Source organism: Mesorhizobium sp. RCAM 05104, from assembly GCF_059683645.1.
The window spans coordinates 6,854,334-6,867,412 of sequence record NZ_CM185033.1; the positions used below are offsets into that span (position 1 = coordinate 6,854,334).

The 13,079-nt window shown below is 62.0% G+C and carries 16 protein-coding genes; 4 read left to right on the plus strand and 12 right to left on the minus strand.

The features are described from left to right. The first annotated feature begins 17 nt into the window (after nucleotides 1–17). Nucleotides 18–569, plus strand: coding sequence for a DUF6894 family protein (locus AC56QP_RS33435; RefSeq protein WP_489861664.1), 552 nt, complete (start codon nucleotides 18–20; stop codon nucleotides 567–569). Further along, nucleotides 551–1,159, plus strand: a complete 609-nt coding sequence (locus AC56QP_RS33440) for a cysteine hydrolase family protein (protein ID WP_489861663.1) — start codon at nucleotides 551–553, stop codon at nucleotides 1,157–1,159. The genes AC56QP_RS33435 and AC56QP_RS33440 overlap by 19 nt, the downstream gene beginning before the upstream one ends. Nucleotides 1,160–1,176: 17 nt before the next feature. On the opposite strand, the gene AC56QP_RS33445 is transcribed toward AC56QP_RS33440, so the two are convergent. The 9 genes from AC56QP_RS33445 to AC56QP_RS33485 form a co-directional block, all read right to left on the minus strand. After that, nucleotides 1,177–2,328: a GGDEF domain-containing protein gene (locus AC56QP_RS33445; RefSeq protein WP_489861662.1), complete on the minus strand. Its 1,152-nt coding sequence runs from the start codon at nucleotides 2,326–2,328 to the stop codon at nucleotides 1,177–1,179. A 198-nt stretch (nucleotides 2,329–2,526) separates the two neighbouring features. Continuing rightward, entirely contained in the window at nucleotides 2,527–3,330 is an 804-nt protein-coding gene (locus tag AC56QP_RS33450; RefSeq protein ID WP_489861661.1) for a DUF72 domain-containing protein, read from the minus strand. 73 nt (nucleotides 3,331–3,403) lie between these two features. Further along, complete coding sequence (locus tag AC56QP_RS33455) at nucleotides 3,404–4,000, minus strand: hypothetical protein (RefSeq protein ID WP_489861660.1); 597 nt, start codon at nucleotides 3,998–4,000, stop codon at nucleotides 3,404–3,406. Between the two features lie 18 nt (nucleotides 4,001–4,018). Further along, a complete protein-coding gene (locus AC56QP_RS33460; RefSeq protein ID WP_489861659.1) occupies nucleotides 4,019–4,471 on the minus strand; it encodes a GNAT family N-acetyltransferase in 453 nt (150 codons plus the stop codon). A 35-nt stretch (nucleotides 4,472–4,506) separates the two neighbouring features. Next, entirely contained in the window at nucleotides 4,507–7,428 is a 2,922-nt protein-coding gene (gene uvrA, locus AC56QP_RS33465) for an excinuclease ABC subunit UvrA (RefSeq protein WP_489861658.1), read from the minus strand. Nucleotides 7,429–8,142: 714 nt separating this feature from the next. Continuing rightward, nucleotides 8,143–8,439 carry a hypothetical protein gene (locus tag AC56QP_RS33470; protein WP_489861657.1) on the minus strand — a complete coding sequence of 99 codons (297 nt, stop codon included), beginning with the start codon at nucleotides 8,437–8,439 and terminating at the stop codon, nucleotides 8,143–8,145. Nucleotides 8,440–8,539: 100 nt separating this feature from the next. Further along, nucleotides 8,540–9,145 (minus strand): ATP-dependent Clp protease proteolytic subunit, encoded by a 606-nt coding sequence (locus AC56QP_RS33475; RefSeq protein WP_489861656.1) that lies wholly within the window; start codon nucleotides 9,143–9,145, stop codon nucleotides 8,540–8,542. Between the two features lie 21 nt (nucleotides 9,146–9,166). Then, nucleotides 9,167–9,667: an SRPBCC family protein gene (locus tag AC56QP_RS33480; RefSeq protein ID WP_489861655.1), complete on the minus strand. Its 501-nt coding sequence runs from the start codon at nucleotides 9,665–9,667 to the stop codon at nucleotides 9,167–9,169. After that, complete coding sequence (locus AC56QP_RS33485; protein ID WP_091575614.1) at nucleotides 9,664–9,978, minus strand: ArsR/SmtB family transcription factor; 315 nt, start codon at nucleotides 9,976–9,978, stop codon at nucleotides 9,664–9,666. The genes AC56QP_RS33480 and AC56QP_RS33485 overlap by 4 nt, the downstream gene beginning before the upstream one ends. Nucleotides 9,979–10,204: 226 nt before the next feature. Between AC56QP_RS33485 and AC56QP_RS33490 the strand changes: the two genes are divergently transcribed. Together AC56QP_RS33490 and AC56QP_RS33495 are read left to right on the plus strand one after the other, a co-directional pair. Further along, entirely contained in the window at nucleotides 10,205–10,723 is a 519-nt protein-coding gene (locus AC56QP_RS33490; RefSeq protein ID WP_489861654.1) for a single-stranded DNA-binding protein, read from the plus strand. A gap of 135 nt (nucleotides 10,724–10,858) precedes the next feature. Then, nucleotides 10,859–11,284 carry an OsmC family protein gene (locus tag AC56QP_RS33495; RefSeq protein ID WP_489861653.1) on the plus strand — a complete coding sequence of 142 codons (426 nt, stop codon included), beginning with the start codon at nucleotides 10,859–10,861 and terminating at the stop codon, nucleotides 11,282–11,284. Between the two features lie 26 nt (nucleotides 11,285–11,310). Here AC56QP_RS33495 and AC56QP_RS33500 read toward each other — a convergent pair whose 3' ends face one another. The 3 genes from AC56QP_RS33500 to AC56QP_RS33510 form a co-directional block, all read right to left on the minus strand. Beyond that, nucleotides 11,311–11,940 (minus strand): MarC family protein, encoded by a 630-nt coding sequence (locus AC56QP_RS33500; protein ID WP_489861652.1) that lies wholly within the window; start codon nucleotides 11,938–11,940, stop codon nucleotides 11,311–11,313. Between the two features lie 111 nt (nucleotides 11,941–12,051). After that, nucleotides 12,052–12,429, minus strand: a complete 378-nt coding sequence (locus AC56QP_RS33505) for a VOC family protein (RefSeq protein WP_489861651.1) — start codon at nucleotides 12,427–12,429, stop codon at nucleotides 12,052–12,054. A gap of 29 nt (nucleotides 12,430–12,458) precedes the next feature. Then, nucleotides 12,459–13,010, minus strand: a complete 552-nt coding sequence (locus AC56QP_RS33510) for a hypothetical protein (RefSeq protein ID WP_489861650.1) — start codon at nucleotides 13,008–13,010, stop codon at nucleotides 12,459–12,461. Nucleotides 13,011–13,079 lie beyond the last annotated feature (69 nt).

A 13,079-nucleotide genomic window follows, 5' to 3' on the forward strand; every position in this document is an offset into this window, starting at 1 on the left:
GACGACAGGAGTCCGCCATGCAAATCATTAGAACCGAAGTCAAGAATGCCGCGGCACCAGATGGTCGGTCCGTCCGTCGCGTCCTGTTCTACGGCGAGGGCAGTGAATGTGTCACCGTGGACATGGCTGGTGCCGACGGAAAGAGCGAGGAGGACGCGCTGGCTGGTGCCAGGGCGATCCTGGTTCAGACGGCTACGTTCGGCCTTGCCGCTAACGACTACGATGCGAATAGCAATGGCAATTTTGATGAGCTTGCGGTCACGGCGGCAAGCGACGGGAATGGTGATGCGTATATCTTTGAATATCGCGACGGAGACACCATCCGACGGATACCTCCGTCCAGGATGCCGAGCCTTGATGCCGCCCGGTCGGAGGCAATCCGCTGTGCAGTCGATCTCCTGCTCGACTTGCAGACCGGCACGGACGATTTGTCCGGTTGGCTGGTTCGCGTATTCAGCGAAAACGGCGAGCTCCTCTGTGTGGTTGACGTGGCCGAGGCGCAAGCGGCCAAGGAGGGAAGCCAGCAGCGCATGGCTGGCGGAGACCAGCCGTGGCCGCGCGAGGGTTAGTTCACGGACCTCTCGGCGAAAACTGCCTGCATGTCTGCGTCGACATGCAGCGCCTGTTCGGCGTGGGCGGGCCTTGGGCCGTGCCATGGGCCGAGAAAGTGGTACCGGCCATAGAGGAACTGGTGGCCAGGCAGCCGGAGCGAACACTTTTCACCCGCTTCATTCCCGCCAAGCGTCCGGGCGAGGGTCCAGGAATGTGGGCGAGCTACTATCGTCGATGGGCGGAGGTGACGCTTTCACGTATCGATCCAGGTCTGATCGAGCTCATGCCTCAACTTCGACGCTTCGTGCCACCGGCCAAACTTGTCGACAAGCACGTCTATTCGCCATGGACTGAAGGGCAGCTCGACGCCCTGTTGCATGGCTCAGCCATAAATACCTTGGTGATTACGGGAGGTGAAACCGATGTCTGTGTGCTCGCCACAGTACTTGGCGCCATCGATCGTGGCTTCCGCGTTGTTCTCGTCACCGACGCCATCTGCAGTTCCGCAGATGAGACGCACGACGCGCTGATGGAACTCTATCGTTCGCGGTTCAGCGAGCAGGTCGAGGCAGTGACCATGCAGGAGGTCACGCATAATTGGCGATAAGATCGAAGGCCGCCCCTCTAGCCCGCGCGGCGCAATGCCGAGGCGGTGACCCGGTTGCGGCCGCCGCGCTTGGCGGCGTAGAGCGCCTTGTCGGCGGCGCTGAGCACCTTGTCGAAGCTGAGGCCTTCCTTGGTGCCGAAAGCAAATCCAGCGCTGACCGTGCATGTCAGGGGGCCGGCCTCGGTTTCGATGCGATACGCGGCGAAAGCTGCCCGTATTGCCTCGGCGGTGGCCTCCACCGTTTCGGGCAAGGTCCGTTTCAACACCAGCGCGAATTCCTCGCCGCCCATGCGTGCTGCGACGTCGGTCGGGCGAAGATTGGCGGCGAGTTCGCCGGCAAATACCTTCAGGACTTCATCACCCGCGGCGTGGCCAAATTCATCGTTGACGGCCTTGAAGCTGTCGAGATCGAACACGACCACCGCGGTGAATGCGCCGACCGGTGCATTGCCATGCAGATCGAACAAGGCGCGGCGGTTGAGCAGGCCGGTCAAGGGATCGGTCAGCGCATTGCGGCGGTGATGTCCGGCCAGGCGTCCCTGATTGAGCGCCAGCGACAATGCGCCAATACCGGTCATGCTGGCGATGACAATGATGAGGCTCAGATCCTCGGCCCAGTTGCTTGGTGCATGTCCAAGGATCAGTCTGCCATCCCATGCCAGAACCGCCGCGCACAGTACGAAGGATATGGCCGTGGCCGAATAGAGCGCGGCGGCACCGATCGCCAGGGCAGGGGCCTCGGCGCGCCCCTTCCAGTACTCGGCGGCCGTCGCGAACAAAAGCAGCGCGGCGAACATGTTCTCGAACATGAAGCCGAGACCGTCATAGCCTAAGGCCATGGGCGGCAGCGTCACCGCAAGGGCAATGCCGCTGCCCATCAGGATATGTGGCATGGGTGAGCCGCCGCTTCTGAACTGATGGGCGGCGCCAAGCATCATCGAGAAACCGACAAGCAGCAAGGTGAAGGCGGCCAACCCGAGGATGCGTCCGGGCGTGGCGATATAGGCGTCGTAGGTGAAGACGTCGCCGACCACCAGCAATGCGCTGATCGCCCATGTCAGCAGGAACTTCTCCGTGCGAGCGGTCAGCCACGTACCGAACAACGTCAGGCTCAGGCAGGCAGCCGAAAAACCAACTGCCAGCAGAAGTGAGTTGTAGTCGAGCGACATGCCCCTTGTTCCTTGCCCGCGGCGGTCCCGGATATGCGACTTGGCCGCGCTGGATTCATGCAGCAAGGAGGTATCGATAAGGTTACGATGAGGGCGACGATGCGCGATTCCGCAGCGTCAAAGCATCGTACCCAAAAGGGGCACCGGTTTTGGATCCGATGCTCAAGACAAGAAGTTGAAGGGCAGCCGTCCCGCCCTCTAGCTCACGCGTTTCATCAGCGCCATCGCCCCGAATGGCGCACGCACCTTGCCTTCGGTGATGAAGTAGACGAACACGTCGCGTGGCTGCACGGGCGCCTCGGTGGCGGGATCGGCGCGCGGCAGGTCGGCTGGCACCTTGCCCTCCGCCCATGTCCTTGCGCGTGCCGCCCACTCGTCGAGACCTTTCGGCGTGTAGCAGTCAGGGTTGTCGTCGCTGCCGGTCTGCAGCCGGGCATAGATGAAATCGCCGGTGACATCGGCGATTGCAGGATATTTGGCATGGTCGGCATAGACGATCGCGACCTTGTGTTTGCGGGCAAGCGCGGCGAATTCCGGCACGACGAAGCTGTCGTTGCGGACCTCGACCGCATGGCGCAACGCAACACCATCCTGCTTTGCCGGAAGCAGTTTCAGAAAGGCTTCGAAATCATCGGGATCGAATTTCTTGGTCGGCGCGAACTGCCACAGGATCGGCCCGAGCTTTTCGCCGAGTGCAGCAACGCCCGAGCCAAGGAAACGCATCATCGATTCGCCGGCCTCGCCGAGCACGCGGCGATTAGTCACGAAGCGGTTGCCCTTCAGCGCATAGACGAACCCGTCCGGCGCCTCGTTTGCCCATTTGACGAAGGTCGGCTCCTTGAAGCTCGAATAATAAGTGCCGTTGACCTCGATGCTCGGCACTTGCCGGCTGGCATAGTGCAGTTGCTTCGCCTTGGACAGTTTCTCGGGATAGAAGGACGTGTCCCAGGGCTCGAAGGTCCAGCCGCCCATGCCGGCGCGGATTGTTCCCGATTTGCTCATGGACTTCTCCTCCAATATGTTTTCGCTAGGGTATTGCGTTGGTCAAATTGCGATCCGCAAAGGGCTATTTCGATCAGGCGGGCGGCTGCCAATCCGCTGGAAAGATTGTCGGGGTTCCCGAGGGGTAAAGGCTTTTCCGCAGCCGCATAACGCGAAACTGATTTCCGTCCTCGACGATGTCGTAGAGAGCCTTGATCGGCTGATAGCGTGCGCGGCGATAGTCGTGCAACATGACGATCGTATCGGCGTGACATAGCAGTGTCGCCATGAACGCGCATTCCATCCGGCGCCGGCCGTCAATGAAGATGAAGTCGAATTTGCGCTTCAGGCTGAGCGGCCAGGTCGAATAGTTGAGTTCCGGATCGCGGTCGCCGAGCTTGGGGCCCTGGAGGTCGAGGCAGATCGGATGGAAACCGCTCCACTGCGGCAACTGCGGCAGGAGTTGATCGAGGAAGGACTGGTTGTCGTCGATCGAAAATAGATTGTCGACGGCGAGCTGGTTCCTCAACTCAAGCATCGCCAGCGTTGTGTGGCCCGTGCCCCATTCCAAATAGGCTCGCGTCTCCGGCCTAACTTGATGCAGCAGGATGCGTTGGAATTCGGACAAATAGTCGGCGCCGTAAGCATGCGACGAGCGGACAACGCCACCTAACACCAACTTGTTTTCCATAGGGCCTTCTTGCGGCATTCACATCGCCTTCGCCATGTCGACGAGCATCCATCCTGGCCGGTAGGGATTGGGCCGGCGACCCGTCTCGTGGAAACCGTAGGCCAGATAGAGCGCGATGTTCCGCTCCATCCTGGCATTGGTGTAGAGGCGTACCTCCGGCAAGCGCCACAGGCGGGTCTGTTCATCCGCGTGCTTGAGCAGCGCGATGCCGAAGCCCTTCCCCTGAAATTTTGGCGCGACAGCCACGGAGAAGATCATCGCGTGATCATCATGCCGTTCGAGCGTCAGCAGTCCAGCCAACCCGCCGCCACTCTCCAAGAGCCAGACCTCGCCGCGTGCGATGCGTGGCGCATAATCCTCGGTGACCGGGATCGGCGGCGCGCCAAACAGTGCGGAATAGGGGGCATAGGCCGCTTCCGTCAGCGAGACGACAGTTTGGAGATCACCGGCAAGCGCTTTTCTGATGGTCATTCAAAAAGCTCTCCAGGCGCCAGCCGGTCCGACCATCACTCCGCCGCTTCGCGCTTGCCTCCGGGGCGCCGTTCCAGAAGCTCCTTGAGGAACTGGCCGGTGTAGCTGCGCTTCTCGCGCACGATAGCTTCCGGCGTGCCGGACGCCACCAGTTCGCCGCCGCCATCGCCACCTTCGGGACCGAGGTCCAGCACCCAGTCGGCGGTCTTGATCACCTCGAGATTGTGCTCGATGACCACCACCGTGTTGCCCTGGTCGACCAGTTCATGCAGCACTTCCAGGAGCTTGGCGACGTCGTGGAAGTGCAGGCCGGTGGTCGGCTCGTCCAGGATGTAGAGCGTCTTGCCGGTCGCCTTGCGCGACAGTTCCTTGGCGAGCTTGATGCGTTGCGCCTCGCCGCCCGACAGCGTCGTCGCCTGCTGGCCGATATGGATGTAGCCAAGGCCGACCTGCTTCAGCGTGTCGAGCTTGTCGCGCACGCCGGGAACGGCGGCGAAGAAATCGACGCCTTCCTCGACCGTCATGTCGAGCACGTCGGCGATCGACTTGCCCTTGAACAGGACGTCGAGCGTCTCGCGGTTGTAGCGCTTGCCGTGACAGACGTCGCAGGTGACGTAGACGTCGGGCAGGAAGTGCATCTCGATCTTGATGACGCCGTCGCCTTGGCAGGCCTCGCAGCGGCCGCCCTTGACGTTGAACGAGAAGCGGCCGGGCTGATAGCCGCGCGCCTTGGCTTCGGGAAGGCCGGCGAACCAGTCACGGATAGGCGTGAAGGCGCCGGTATAGGTGGCCGGGTTGGAGCGCGGCGTCCGTCCGATCGGCGACTGGTCGATGTCGATGACCTTGTCGAGAAATTCGAGACCCTCGATGCGGTCGTGCTCGGCGGGATGTTCGCGCGAGCCCATGATGCGGCGCGACGCGGCCTTGAACAGAGTCTCGATCAGGAAGGTCGACTTGCCGCCGCCCGACACACCGGTCACGGCGGTGAAGGTGCCGAGCGGGATTTCGGCGGTCACGTTCTTCAGATTGTTGCCGCGCGCGCCGACGATCTTCAGGCGCCGGTTCTTCTTGGCCTCGCGTCGCACGCCAGGCGTCGCCACTTCCAATGCGCCCGACAGATATTTGCCGGTGATCGAATTGGGATTGGCCATGACCTGCTGCGGCGTGCCCTGGGCGATGATCTCGCCGCCATGGATGCCGGCGGCCGGACCCATGTCGACGACATAGTCGGCATGCAGGATAGCATCCTCGTCGTGCTCGACGACGATCACCGTGTTGCCGATGTCGCGAAGGTGCTTCAGCGTGTCGAGCAGGCGGGCATTGTCGCGCTGGTGCAGGCCGATCGACGGCTCGTCCAGAACATAGAGCACGCCGGTGAGGCCGGAGCCGATCTGCGAGGCCAGGCGGATGCGCTGGCTTTCGCCGCCCGACAGCGTGCCGGAATTGCGCGACAGCGTCAGGTAGTCGAGCCCGACATCGTTGAGGAAGCGCAGCCGCTCGCGGATCTCCTTGAGCACGCGCACCGCGATCTCGTTCTGCTTGTCGTTGAGCGACGCCGGCAGGTCAGTGAACCACTGGTCGGCCTTGCGGATGGAAAGCTCGGTGACTTCGCCGATATGCTTGCCAGCGATTTTCACGGCCAGCGACTCGGGCTTCAACCGATAGCCCTTGCACACCGGGCAAGGCGTGGCCGACATGAAGCGCTCGATTTCCTCGCGCATCCAGGCGGATTCGGTCTCCTTCCAGCGCCGCTCGAGATTGGGGATGACGCCCTCGAAAGTCTTGGTCGTCTTGTAGGAGCGCAGGCCGTCATCGTACTGGAAGGTGATTTCGCGCTCGCCGGTACCGCGCAGGATGGCTTCCTGAGCTTCAACCGTCAGGTCCTTGAACTTGTCGCCGAGCTTGAAGCCATAGGCCTTGCCGAGCGCTTCCAGCGTCTGCGCATAGTAGGGCGAGGTCGACTTCGCCCAGGGGCTGACGGCGCCATCGCGCAGCGAAACGTTCTCGTCGGGCACGACGAGGTTGGGATCGATGGCGCGCTGGCTGCCGAGGCCGTCGCAGGTCGGGCAGGCGCCGAACGGGTTGTTGAAGGAGAACAGGCGCGGCTCGATTTCCGGAATGGTGAAGCCGGAGACGGGACAGGCGAATTTTTCCGAGAACAGGATGCGCTCATGCGTCTCGTTCTTCGACTTGTTGACCGAATCCTCGCCGGTCTGGCTGGCGTCGAGCGGTTTGTCGGCGAATTCGGCCACCGCCAGCCCGTCGGCCAGCTTCAGCGCCGTCTCGATGGAGTCGGCGAGCCGGGTCGCCAGATCGCCGCGTACGACGATGCGGTCGACGACGACGTCGAGGTCGTGCTTGTACTTCTTGTCCAGTGCAGGCACGTCGGCGATCTCATAGAACACGCCGTCGACCTTGACGCGCTGAAAGCCCTTCTTCTGCAGCTCCAGCAATTCCTTGCGGTACTCGCCCTTACGGCCGCGCACCATCGGCGCCAGGATGAACAGGCGCGTGCCTTCCTCGACCGCCAGCACGCGGTCGACCATTTGGCTGACCGTCTGGCTTTCGATCGGCAGGCCGGTAGCCGGCGAATAAGGGATGCCGACGCGCGCGAAGAGCAGGCGCATATAGTCGTAGATCTCGGTGACGGTGCCGACCGTCGAACGTGGGTTCTTCGAGGTGGTCTTCTGCTCGATGGAGATGGCGGGCGACAGGCCATCGATCTGATCGACGTCCGGCTTCTGCATCATTTCGAGGAATTGCCGCGCGTAGGCCGAAAGGCTCTCGACATAGCGGCGCTGGCCTTCGGCGTAGATGGTGTCGAAGGCAAGCGACGATTTGCCGGAACCCGACAGGCCGGTCATGACAATCAGGCTGTCACGCGGCAGGTCGAGATCGACATTCTTCAAATTATGTTCGCGCGCCCCGCGAATGGAAAGGTACTTATGGTCGGCCATCGCCGGTCGCCGCCTCAAATCTGGAATTCATGGGATTGGCGGGTATCTCCCGGCCATCCCCTATGTAGGTCTTTTTGCCGCCACGTCGAGAGACGCCACAAACTCTCGATCAGAAGCGTTTAACCGTCTTTCGCGCGAAGGGGCAAGCAGAAAGAACAAAGGCCGAACATGCTCCTGACAAAAGCTGTGCATGCCACGTTGGTCGGCGGGCCTGGCGATCACATTTTTCGCAATCGGCTATTGAACGGTTGACGTCCCCGACTCAGGGGAGCAAAGTTCAAAGGGTCAACGAAGCCGGCCGTCTTTCGATGGCCTCGCCGCCCAGAGGCGGCCTGCGAGACGCCGCAGGCATTTGCGATTTGCGCTTCGGGACGACAACGACGCAACGGACAAGGAGCGGAGCATGACGCCACCGGACAGTCCCTTGAGGCTCCACGTGTCGCTGGAGCCGCGGCAGGCATAAGTGCCAGGGCCAGGCGTTTGCGCCGCCCGACAAACCGTGACCTGCCATATCCCGCAAAAATCAGAGACTGCTAGTCGGATCGTCGGCTGAATGCCGCGAAGCATCCGAAATCAAACGCCGGCAGTACACTCCCGGCAAAATATGGATTTTAGATCCAGAAAAGCCCCGTCCGATGCTCAAAGCACGGCGGGGCTGTTTTTTTGTGCGGCGACGGTACTTTTTGTGCGCGACGTACTTTGGCACGCGCAACGTCAGTGACGCGGCAGCCCGATTGCACCAGCGCCCATATCGACAGTGATGCTGCCGGAAATCCTGACATCCGTATCGCCGATCTTGAATTGGCCATTCCCACTGCTGGGGAGCGCGTCGTCGGGTTCGGGCTCGGGGGCCGGCTTGGCGATGTGATAATCGCTCGTTACCCCGGGCAGGGTGCCTTGCTGTGCCTTAGCCGAACTGTCTTCGGCAAAGGCAGTGCCGCAGATCATGGCAGCGGCGGCGAGGCCAGCAATCAGCCGGTTCAAACCAGTGCGAGAAACGTTGAGGAGCATTAGCCAACTATAGTGCCGCGACCGGGCTGAAACCAGAGTGGCAGCGGCAAAAATCGTCGGCGGCCGATCGACCTCGGTTCAACTCGGCGGCTGCGCGCCTTCACGCCGCCTTTTTGCGCGTATCGAAAACGTGGTCGACGATGCCCCAGGCCTGGGCCTCGCGGGCCGTCATGAAGTGATCGCGGTCGAGTGTGCGCTCGACCTCCTCATAGGTGCGGCCGCAATGCCGCGCATAGAGTTCGGCCATGTGCCGCTTTGTCTGGCCGATGCGCTCGGCATGGCGCTGGATGTCGGAGGCCTGGCCCTGGAAGCCGCCCAGCGGCTGATGCAGCAGGATGGTGGCGTTCGGCAGGGAGATCCGGCGCCCGGCGGTGCCGGCCATCAACAGGAACGAGGCCATCGAGGCGGCAAAGCCCATGCACACGGTCGACACCGGGCAGTTGATGTATTGCATCGTGTCGTAGATAGCGAAACCGCTGGTCACCACGCCGCCGGGCGAGTTGATGTAGAGCGAGATCTCCTTGTCGGGATTGTCCGATTCCAGCGACAGCAGTTGCGCGCAGACCAGCGCCGAGACGTCGTCGTTGATCTCGCCATTGATGAAGACGATGCGCTCGCGCAGCAAGCGCGAGAAAATGTCGAAGGCGCGTTCGCCGCGGCTCGATTGCTCGATCACCATCGGCACCAGATTGGCAACACCGCTCATAGTCTTCTCCATTGTCCTTGTTCAAGCCGCGCGCTGCGTCAGCAGAGGCGTGTTCGCGGCGATGGGTCTTCGGGTCCCGCGCACCCCCAGCGAAAGCCGGCAGCCGGGGCCTGCCATGGCAACAGCGGGCATCGCCTTGCGAGCAAAACCATCGTGAACAATGCGCAGATGCGTGCCGCCGGAAATGGTGCGGGCGAGTGTGAAGGTGACGGTGCTGTCGAGCGGGTCCTGCCGCGCGACATCGCCTAGCTGCGGCCGCTCGCGCCAGGAATAACGCAAAAGCCGTTCGGGCTCGGCGTCGAGAATTTCGCATTCGATCGGCGCACCCGGAACGGCGAAGGCAAAACGATTGCCGATCTCCGGCCTGATGTCGTTTGGCATCATCCAGGCGGCGAGCAGGTCCGGCATGGTCAGCGCCCGCCACACCTTTTCCGGCGGCTCGGCAAGGTCATATTCGAACTCGAGTGCATCAGGGGCGACATCGCCTTGGCATTCGCCGGTCTTTGATCCCGTGTCCTTCATTGATCCATGTCCTTCAAAACCGCCTTCAGCCTCTCTATGCGCTCCGGCCAGAAGGTCCGGTAACGTTCGATCCAGGAGAGCAGGGGAGCAAGTCCTTGCGGATCGGCACGGTAGTAGGCGTTGCGGCCAGCCCGCCGCTCGACCACCAGGCCAGCGCCGCGCAGCACCGCCAGATGCTGCGACACCGCCGGCTGCGACACCGTCATGCCGCTGCGCAGTTCCGACACGCTCATCTCGCTGGTGGCGAGGCGTTCGTAGACGGCGCGTCGCGTCGGGTCGGCCAGGGCCCGGAAAATCTCTGCTTCGATCATGGCAAAAGCATAAGTCGATACTTATCGATTTGGCAAGCGCTGTTTTGAAACCTATATGCAAGGGGCGGGCATTGCTGCCATTCCTTGACAATCAGCGGTGATGCATATAGGAACGAAAAGGGAACAAAAACCTTGTGGGAAAAGGCAGCCACAGCAGGCGAGGATCGTCCGGAGCCTGTAAGGTGCGCCAACAAAAAATTGTTTCGGATGAGCGCGGAGAAGTAAGATGGCGGGTAGCGTCAACAAAGTCATTCTGGTCGGCAATCTCGGCGCGGACCCTGAAGTCCGCCGGCTGAATTCCGGCGAGCCGGTCGTCAACATCCGCATTGCGACCTCGGAAAGCTGGCGTGACAAGAATTCCGGCGAGCGCAAGGAAAAGACCGAGTGGCACAACGTCGTCATCTTCAATGACCAGCTCGCCAAGGTGGCCGAGCAGTATCTGAAGAAGGGCATGAAGGTCTATGTCGAGGGCCAGCTGCAGACACGCAAATGGCAGGACCAGACCGGCAACGACAAGTATACGACGGAAGTCGTGCTGCAGAAATTCCGTGGCGAACTGCAGATGCTCGACGCGCGCGGGCAGGGCGAAGGTGGCCAGGTCGGCGGCTATTCCGGTGGCGGCAGCAGCCGTGGTTCCGATTTCGGCCAGTCCAGCCCGAGCGAAGGCTTCAATCGTGGCGGCGGCGCTCCCAAGGGGGGCGGCGGTGGTTCCTCGCGCGAACTGGACGACGAAATCCCGTTCTGATCGCAACGTCGAACGCCATTTTTGGCTTAAGTCAGCGCAATGCCCCGAGAGTCGTTCATGGACTTTCGGGGTTTTGCGTTGTCGAATTGAACGCTGACTTAGCGATCAAGGAAATATGGTGAAAGGAACGGTTCTGTGAAAGCACGGGTCAAATGGGTCGAGGAGCGCACCTTCGTCGGTGAGTCCGCTAGCGGTCACAAACTGGTGCTGGGAACCGCGTTTGGACCGGAAGGCAAGACGCCAGGCCCCAGCCCGATGGAACTGGTGCTGATCGGCACTGGCGGCTGTTCGGCCTATGATGTGGTGCATATCCTCGAAAAGGGTCGCGAGGCGGTCGAGGACTGCGTCGTGGAGCTCGACGCCGACCGGGCCGAAACCGAGCCCAGGGTTTTCACACGCATCCATATGCATTTCGTCGTCAAGGGCCGGTCGCTGTCCAGCGACAAGGTCAAACGGGCGATCGACCTGTCGATCGAAAAATACTGTTCGGCCTCCGCGATGCTGGCCAAGACCGCCACGATCACCCATGATTTCGAAGTGATCGATACGACGGCGAAGTAGGGTTCGGCCTCGGGGTTGGTCGCGCACTACCCTGCCATCAGCGCCTTGATGCCGTCGGCAACGAACTGCACGGCAAGCGCCGCCAGGATGACACCGAGCAATCGCGTCAGGATCGAACGGCCGGTGTGGCCAAGGATGCGGTCAATGCGCTCCGACAGCACGAACACCAGATAGGTGATGGCGAGGCAGACGAAGATGATGCCGACCAGCGCCGCCTGCGCGGCAAAACCCTGAAACGAGCCCGAGAGCAGCACGGTCGCCGAAATGGCGCCGGGGCCAGCAATCAGCGGGATCGCCAGCGGGAAAGCGGCGATGTTGTGGATCATGTCCTTGGTGATGGCGACGTCGCCGATCTTCTCCTTGCGGTCCTGCCGGCGCTCGAACACCATTTCGAAGGCGATGAAGAACAGCAGGAAGCCGCCGGCGACGCGGAAGGCCGGCAGCGTGATGCCGAACACCGACAGGATCGAGGCGCCGGCGACCGCGAACAAAGCCATCACCAGGAAGCCGATGACCGAGGCGCGGACGGAAACCTGCTGGCGCTCCTCGCGGTTCATGCCGCGTGTCACGGCGAGGAACAGCGGCGCCAGCCCAGGCGGATCGATGGTCACGAGAATGGTGACGAAGGCGTTGAACAGGCTGTCGAAATTCGGCATCTCTGACCCCTCCCACCGGGCAGAGCCCGCACCATGGTATTGGTAGAGCAAAGCCCGGTCGGTGGGAACTGTCGGAGCGACGATACTGACGATACTGGAGACTTGACTGGTTCAGCCGGCAGCGCCGCAATAGGCCTCGAGGCGGTAGCCGTCCGGATCGATGACAAAGGCGGCATAATAGTTTTCACCATAGTCGGCGCGCAGGCCCGGCGTTCCATTGTCACTGCCACCTTCGCGCAGTGCACCTGCATGAAAGGCATCGACGCCGCCTCGCGTTGGCGCGGCGAAGCAGAAATGCAGGCCGGACTTTTCGTCTGCCGGCACCGGCCGCGGCGCCTCGTTGACCCATAGCGCGACGCTCTGTGCGCCATAGCCGAGCGAGCCCGGGGATTGGCTGAGACAGGTGTAGCCAAGCGGCTTCAGCGCGGCGTCGTAAAAACGCTTGGATGTTGCCGCGTCGCGGACACCGATCGAGATGTGGTCGAACATATTTTTCTCCATTGATACAATGCTTTGTGTCAGGTTGTTGTCACTCGGCGCGCCAGGAACTCGACCTCCAGCCGCCATGTCGCGCCGTCGTCGAGGGAGCGTTCGCCAAGCCAGCGGAAGCTGTTGTCGGTGATGCGGGAAAAACTCCAACGCACCGAAGAGCCGGTGCCGTCGGCGCCCACCTGCACGATCGTGTCGCCCTCGGAGCGACCGAGTTGGCGGCTAAAATACTGGTTGCGCGGATCGCTCCAGAAGATGTGCCAGGCGTCGGCGCCAGGATCGTAAACCCGCAGCGTCGTGCCATAAAAAGTCCATTTGCCCAGCGAGGGCGAGGGGCCGGCGTCGCGCGCGGGCAGGATCCAAACATCCTGGATCGCCCGGCCCTCCAGCACCCAGCCGAGATGCACCTCGCCATGCCCGGTCAGCACAGTGCCGTCCTCGAGATGGCGCGAGGCCTCGAACGTCCAGGCGCCGACGAAGCGGCCGTAAAGGGCCAGTTGTTCGGCAAACCCTTCTGCCGGTCCGGGGCTATGCAAGGCTTGTGCAAAGGAAGATTGGGCAAAGGAGGATTGGGCGAACATGGTTACGGTCTCTTCTTGTCAGGAGACCGGGAAGGGTAGGCGGTCACCGGGTTCAGGGCTTGGGAAAAA

Excerpts from the sequence above, each read along its gene's own strand:
- AC56QP_RS33435 (WP_489861664.1), top strand. The coding sequence starts at position 18 with ATGCAAATCATTAGAACCGAAGTCAAGAATGCCGCGGCACCAGATGGT.
- AC56QP_RS33445 (WP_489861662.1), bottom strand. The coding sequence starts at position 2,328 with ATGTCGCTCGACTACAACTCACTTCTGCTGGCAGTTGGTTTTTCGGCT.
- AC56QP_RS33450 (WP_489861661.1), bottom strand. The coding sequence starts at position 3,330 with ATGAGCAAATCGGGAACAATCCGCGCCGGCATGGGCGGCTGGACCTTC.
- AC56QP_RS33455 (WP_489861660.1), bottom strand. The coding sequence starts at position 4,000 with ATGGAAAACAAGTTGGTGTTAGGTGGCGTTGTCCGCTCGTCGCATGCT.
- AC56QP_RS33460 (WP_489861659.1), bottom strand. The coding sequence starts at position 4,471 with ATGACCATCAGAAAAGCGCTTGCCGGTGATCTCCAAACTGTCGTCTCG.
- uvrA (WP_489861658.1), bottom strand. The coding sequence starts at position 7,428 with ATGGCCGACCATAAGTACCTTTCCATTCGCGGGGCGCGCGAACATAAT.
- AC56QP_RS33470 (WP_489861657.1), bottom strand. The coding sequence starts at position 8,439 with ATGCTCCTCAACGTTTCTCGCACTGGTTTGAACCGGCTGATTGCTGGC.
- AC56QP_RS33475 (WP_489861656.1), bottom strand. The coding sequence starts at position 9,145 with ATGAGCGGTGTTGCCAATCTGGTGCCGATGGTGATCGAGCAATCGAGC.
- AC56QP_RS33480 (WP_489861655.1), bottom strand. The coding sequence starts at position 9,667 with ATGAAGGACACGGGATCAAAGACCGGCGAATGCCAAGGCGATGTCGCC.
- AC56QP_RS33485 (WP_091575614.1), bottom strand. The coding sequence starts at position 9,978 with ATGATCGAAGCAGAGATTTTCCGGGCCCTGGCCGACCCGACGCGACGC.
- AC56QP_RS33490 (WP_489861654.1), top strand. The coding sequence starts at position 10,205 with ATGGCGGGTAGCGTCAACAAAGTCATTCTGGTCGGCAATCTCGGCGCG.
- AC56QP_RS33500 (WP_489861652.1), bottom strand. The coding sequence starts at position 11,940 with ATGCCGAATTTCGACAGCCTGTTCAACGCCTTCGTCACCATTCTCGTG.
- AC56QP_RS33505 (WP_489861651.1), bottom strand. The coding sequence starts at position 12,429 with ATGTTCGACCACATCTCGATCGGTGTCCGCGACGCGGCAACATCCAAG.
- AC56QP_RS33510 (WP_489861650.1), bottom strand. The coding sequence starts at position 13,010 with ATGTTCGCCCAATCCTCCTTTGCCCAATCTTCCTTTGCACAAGCCTTG.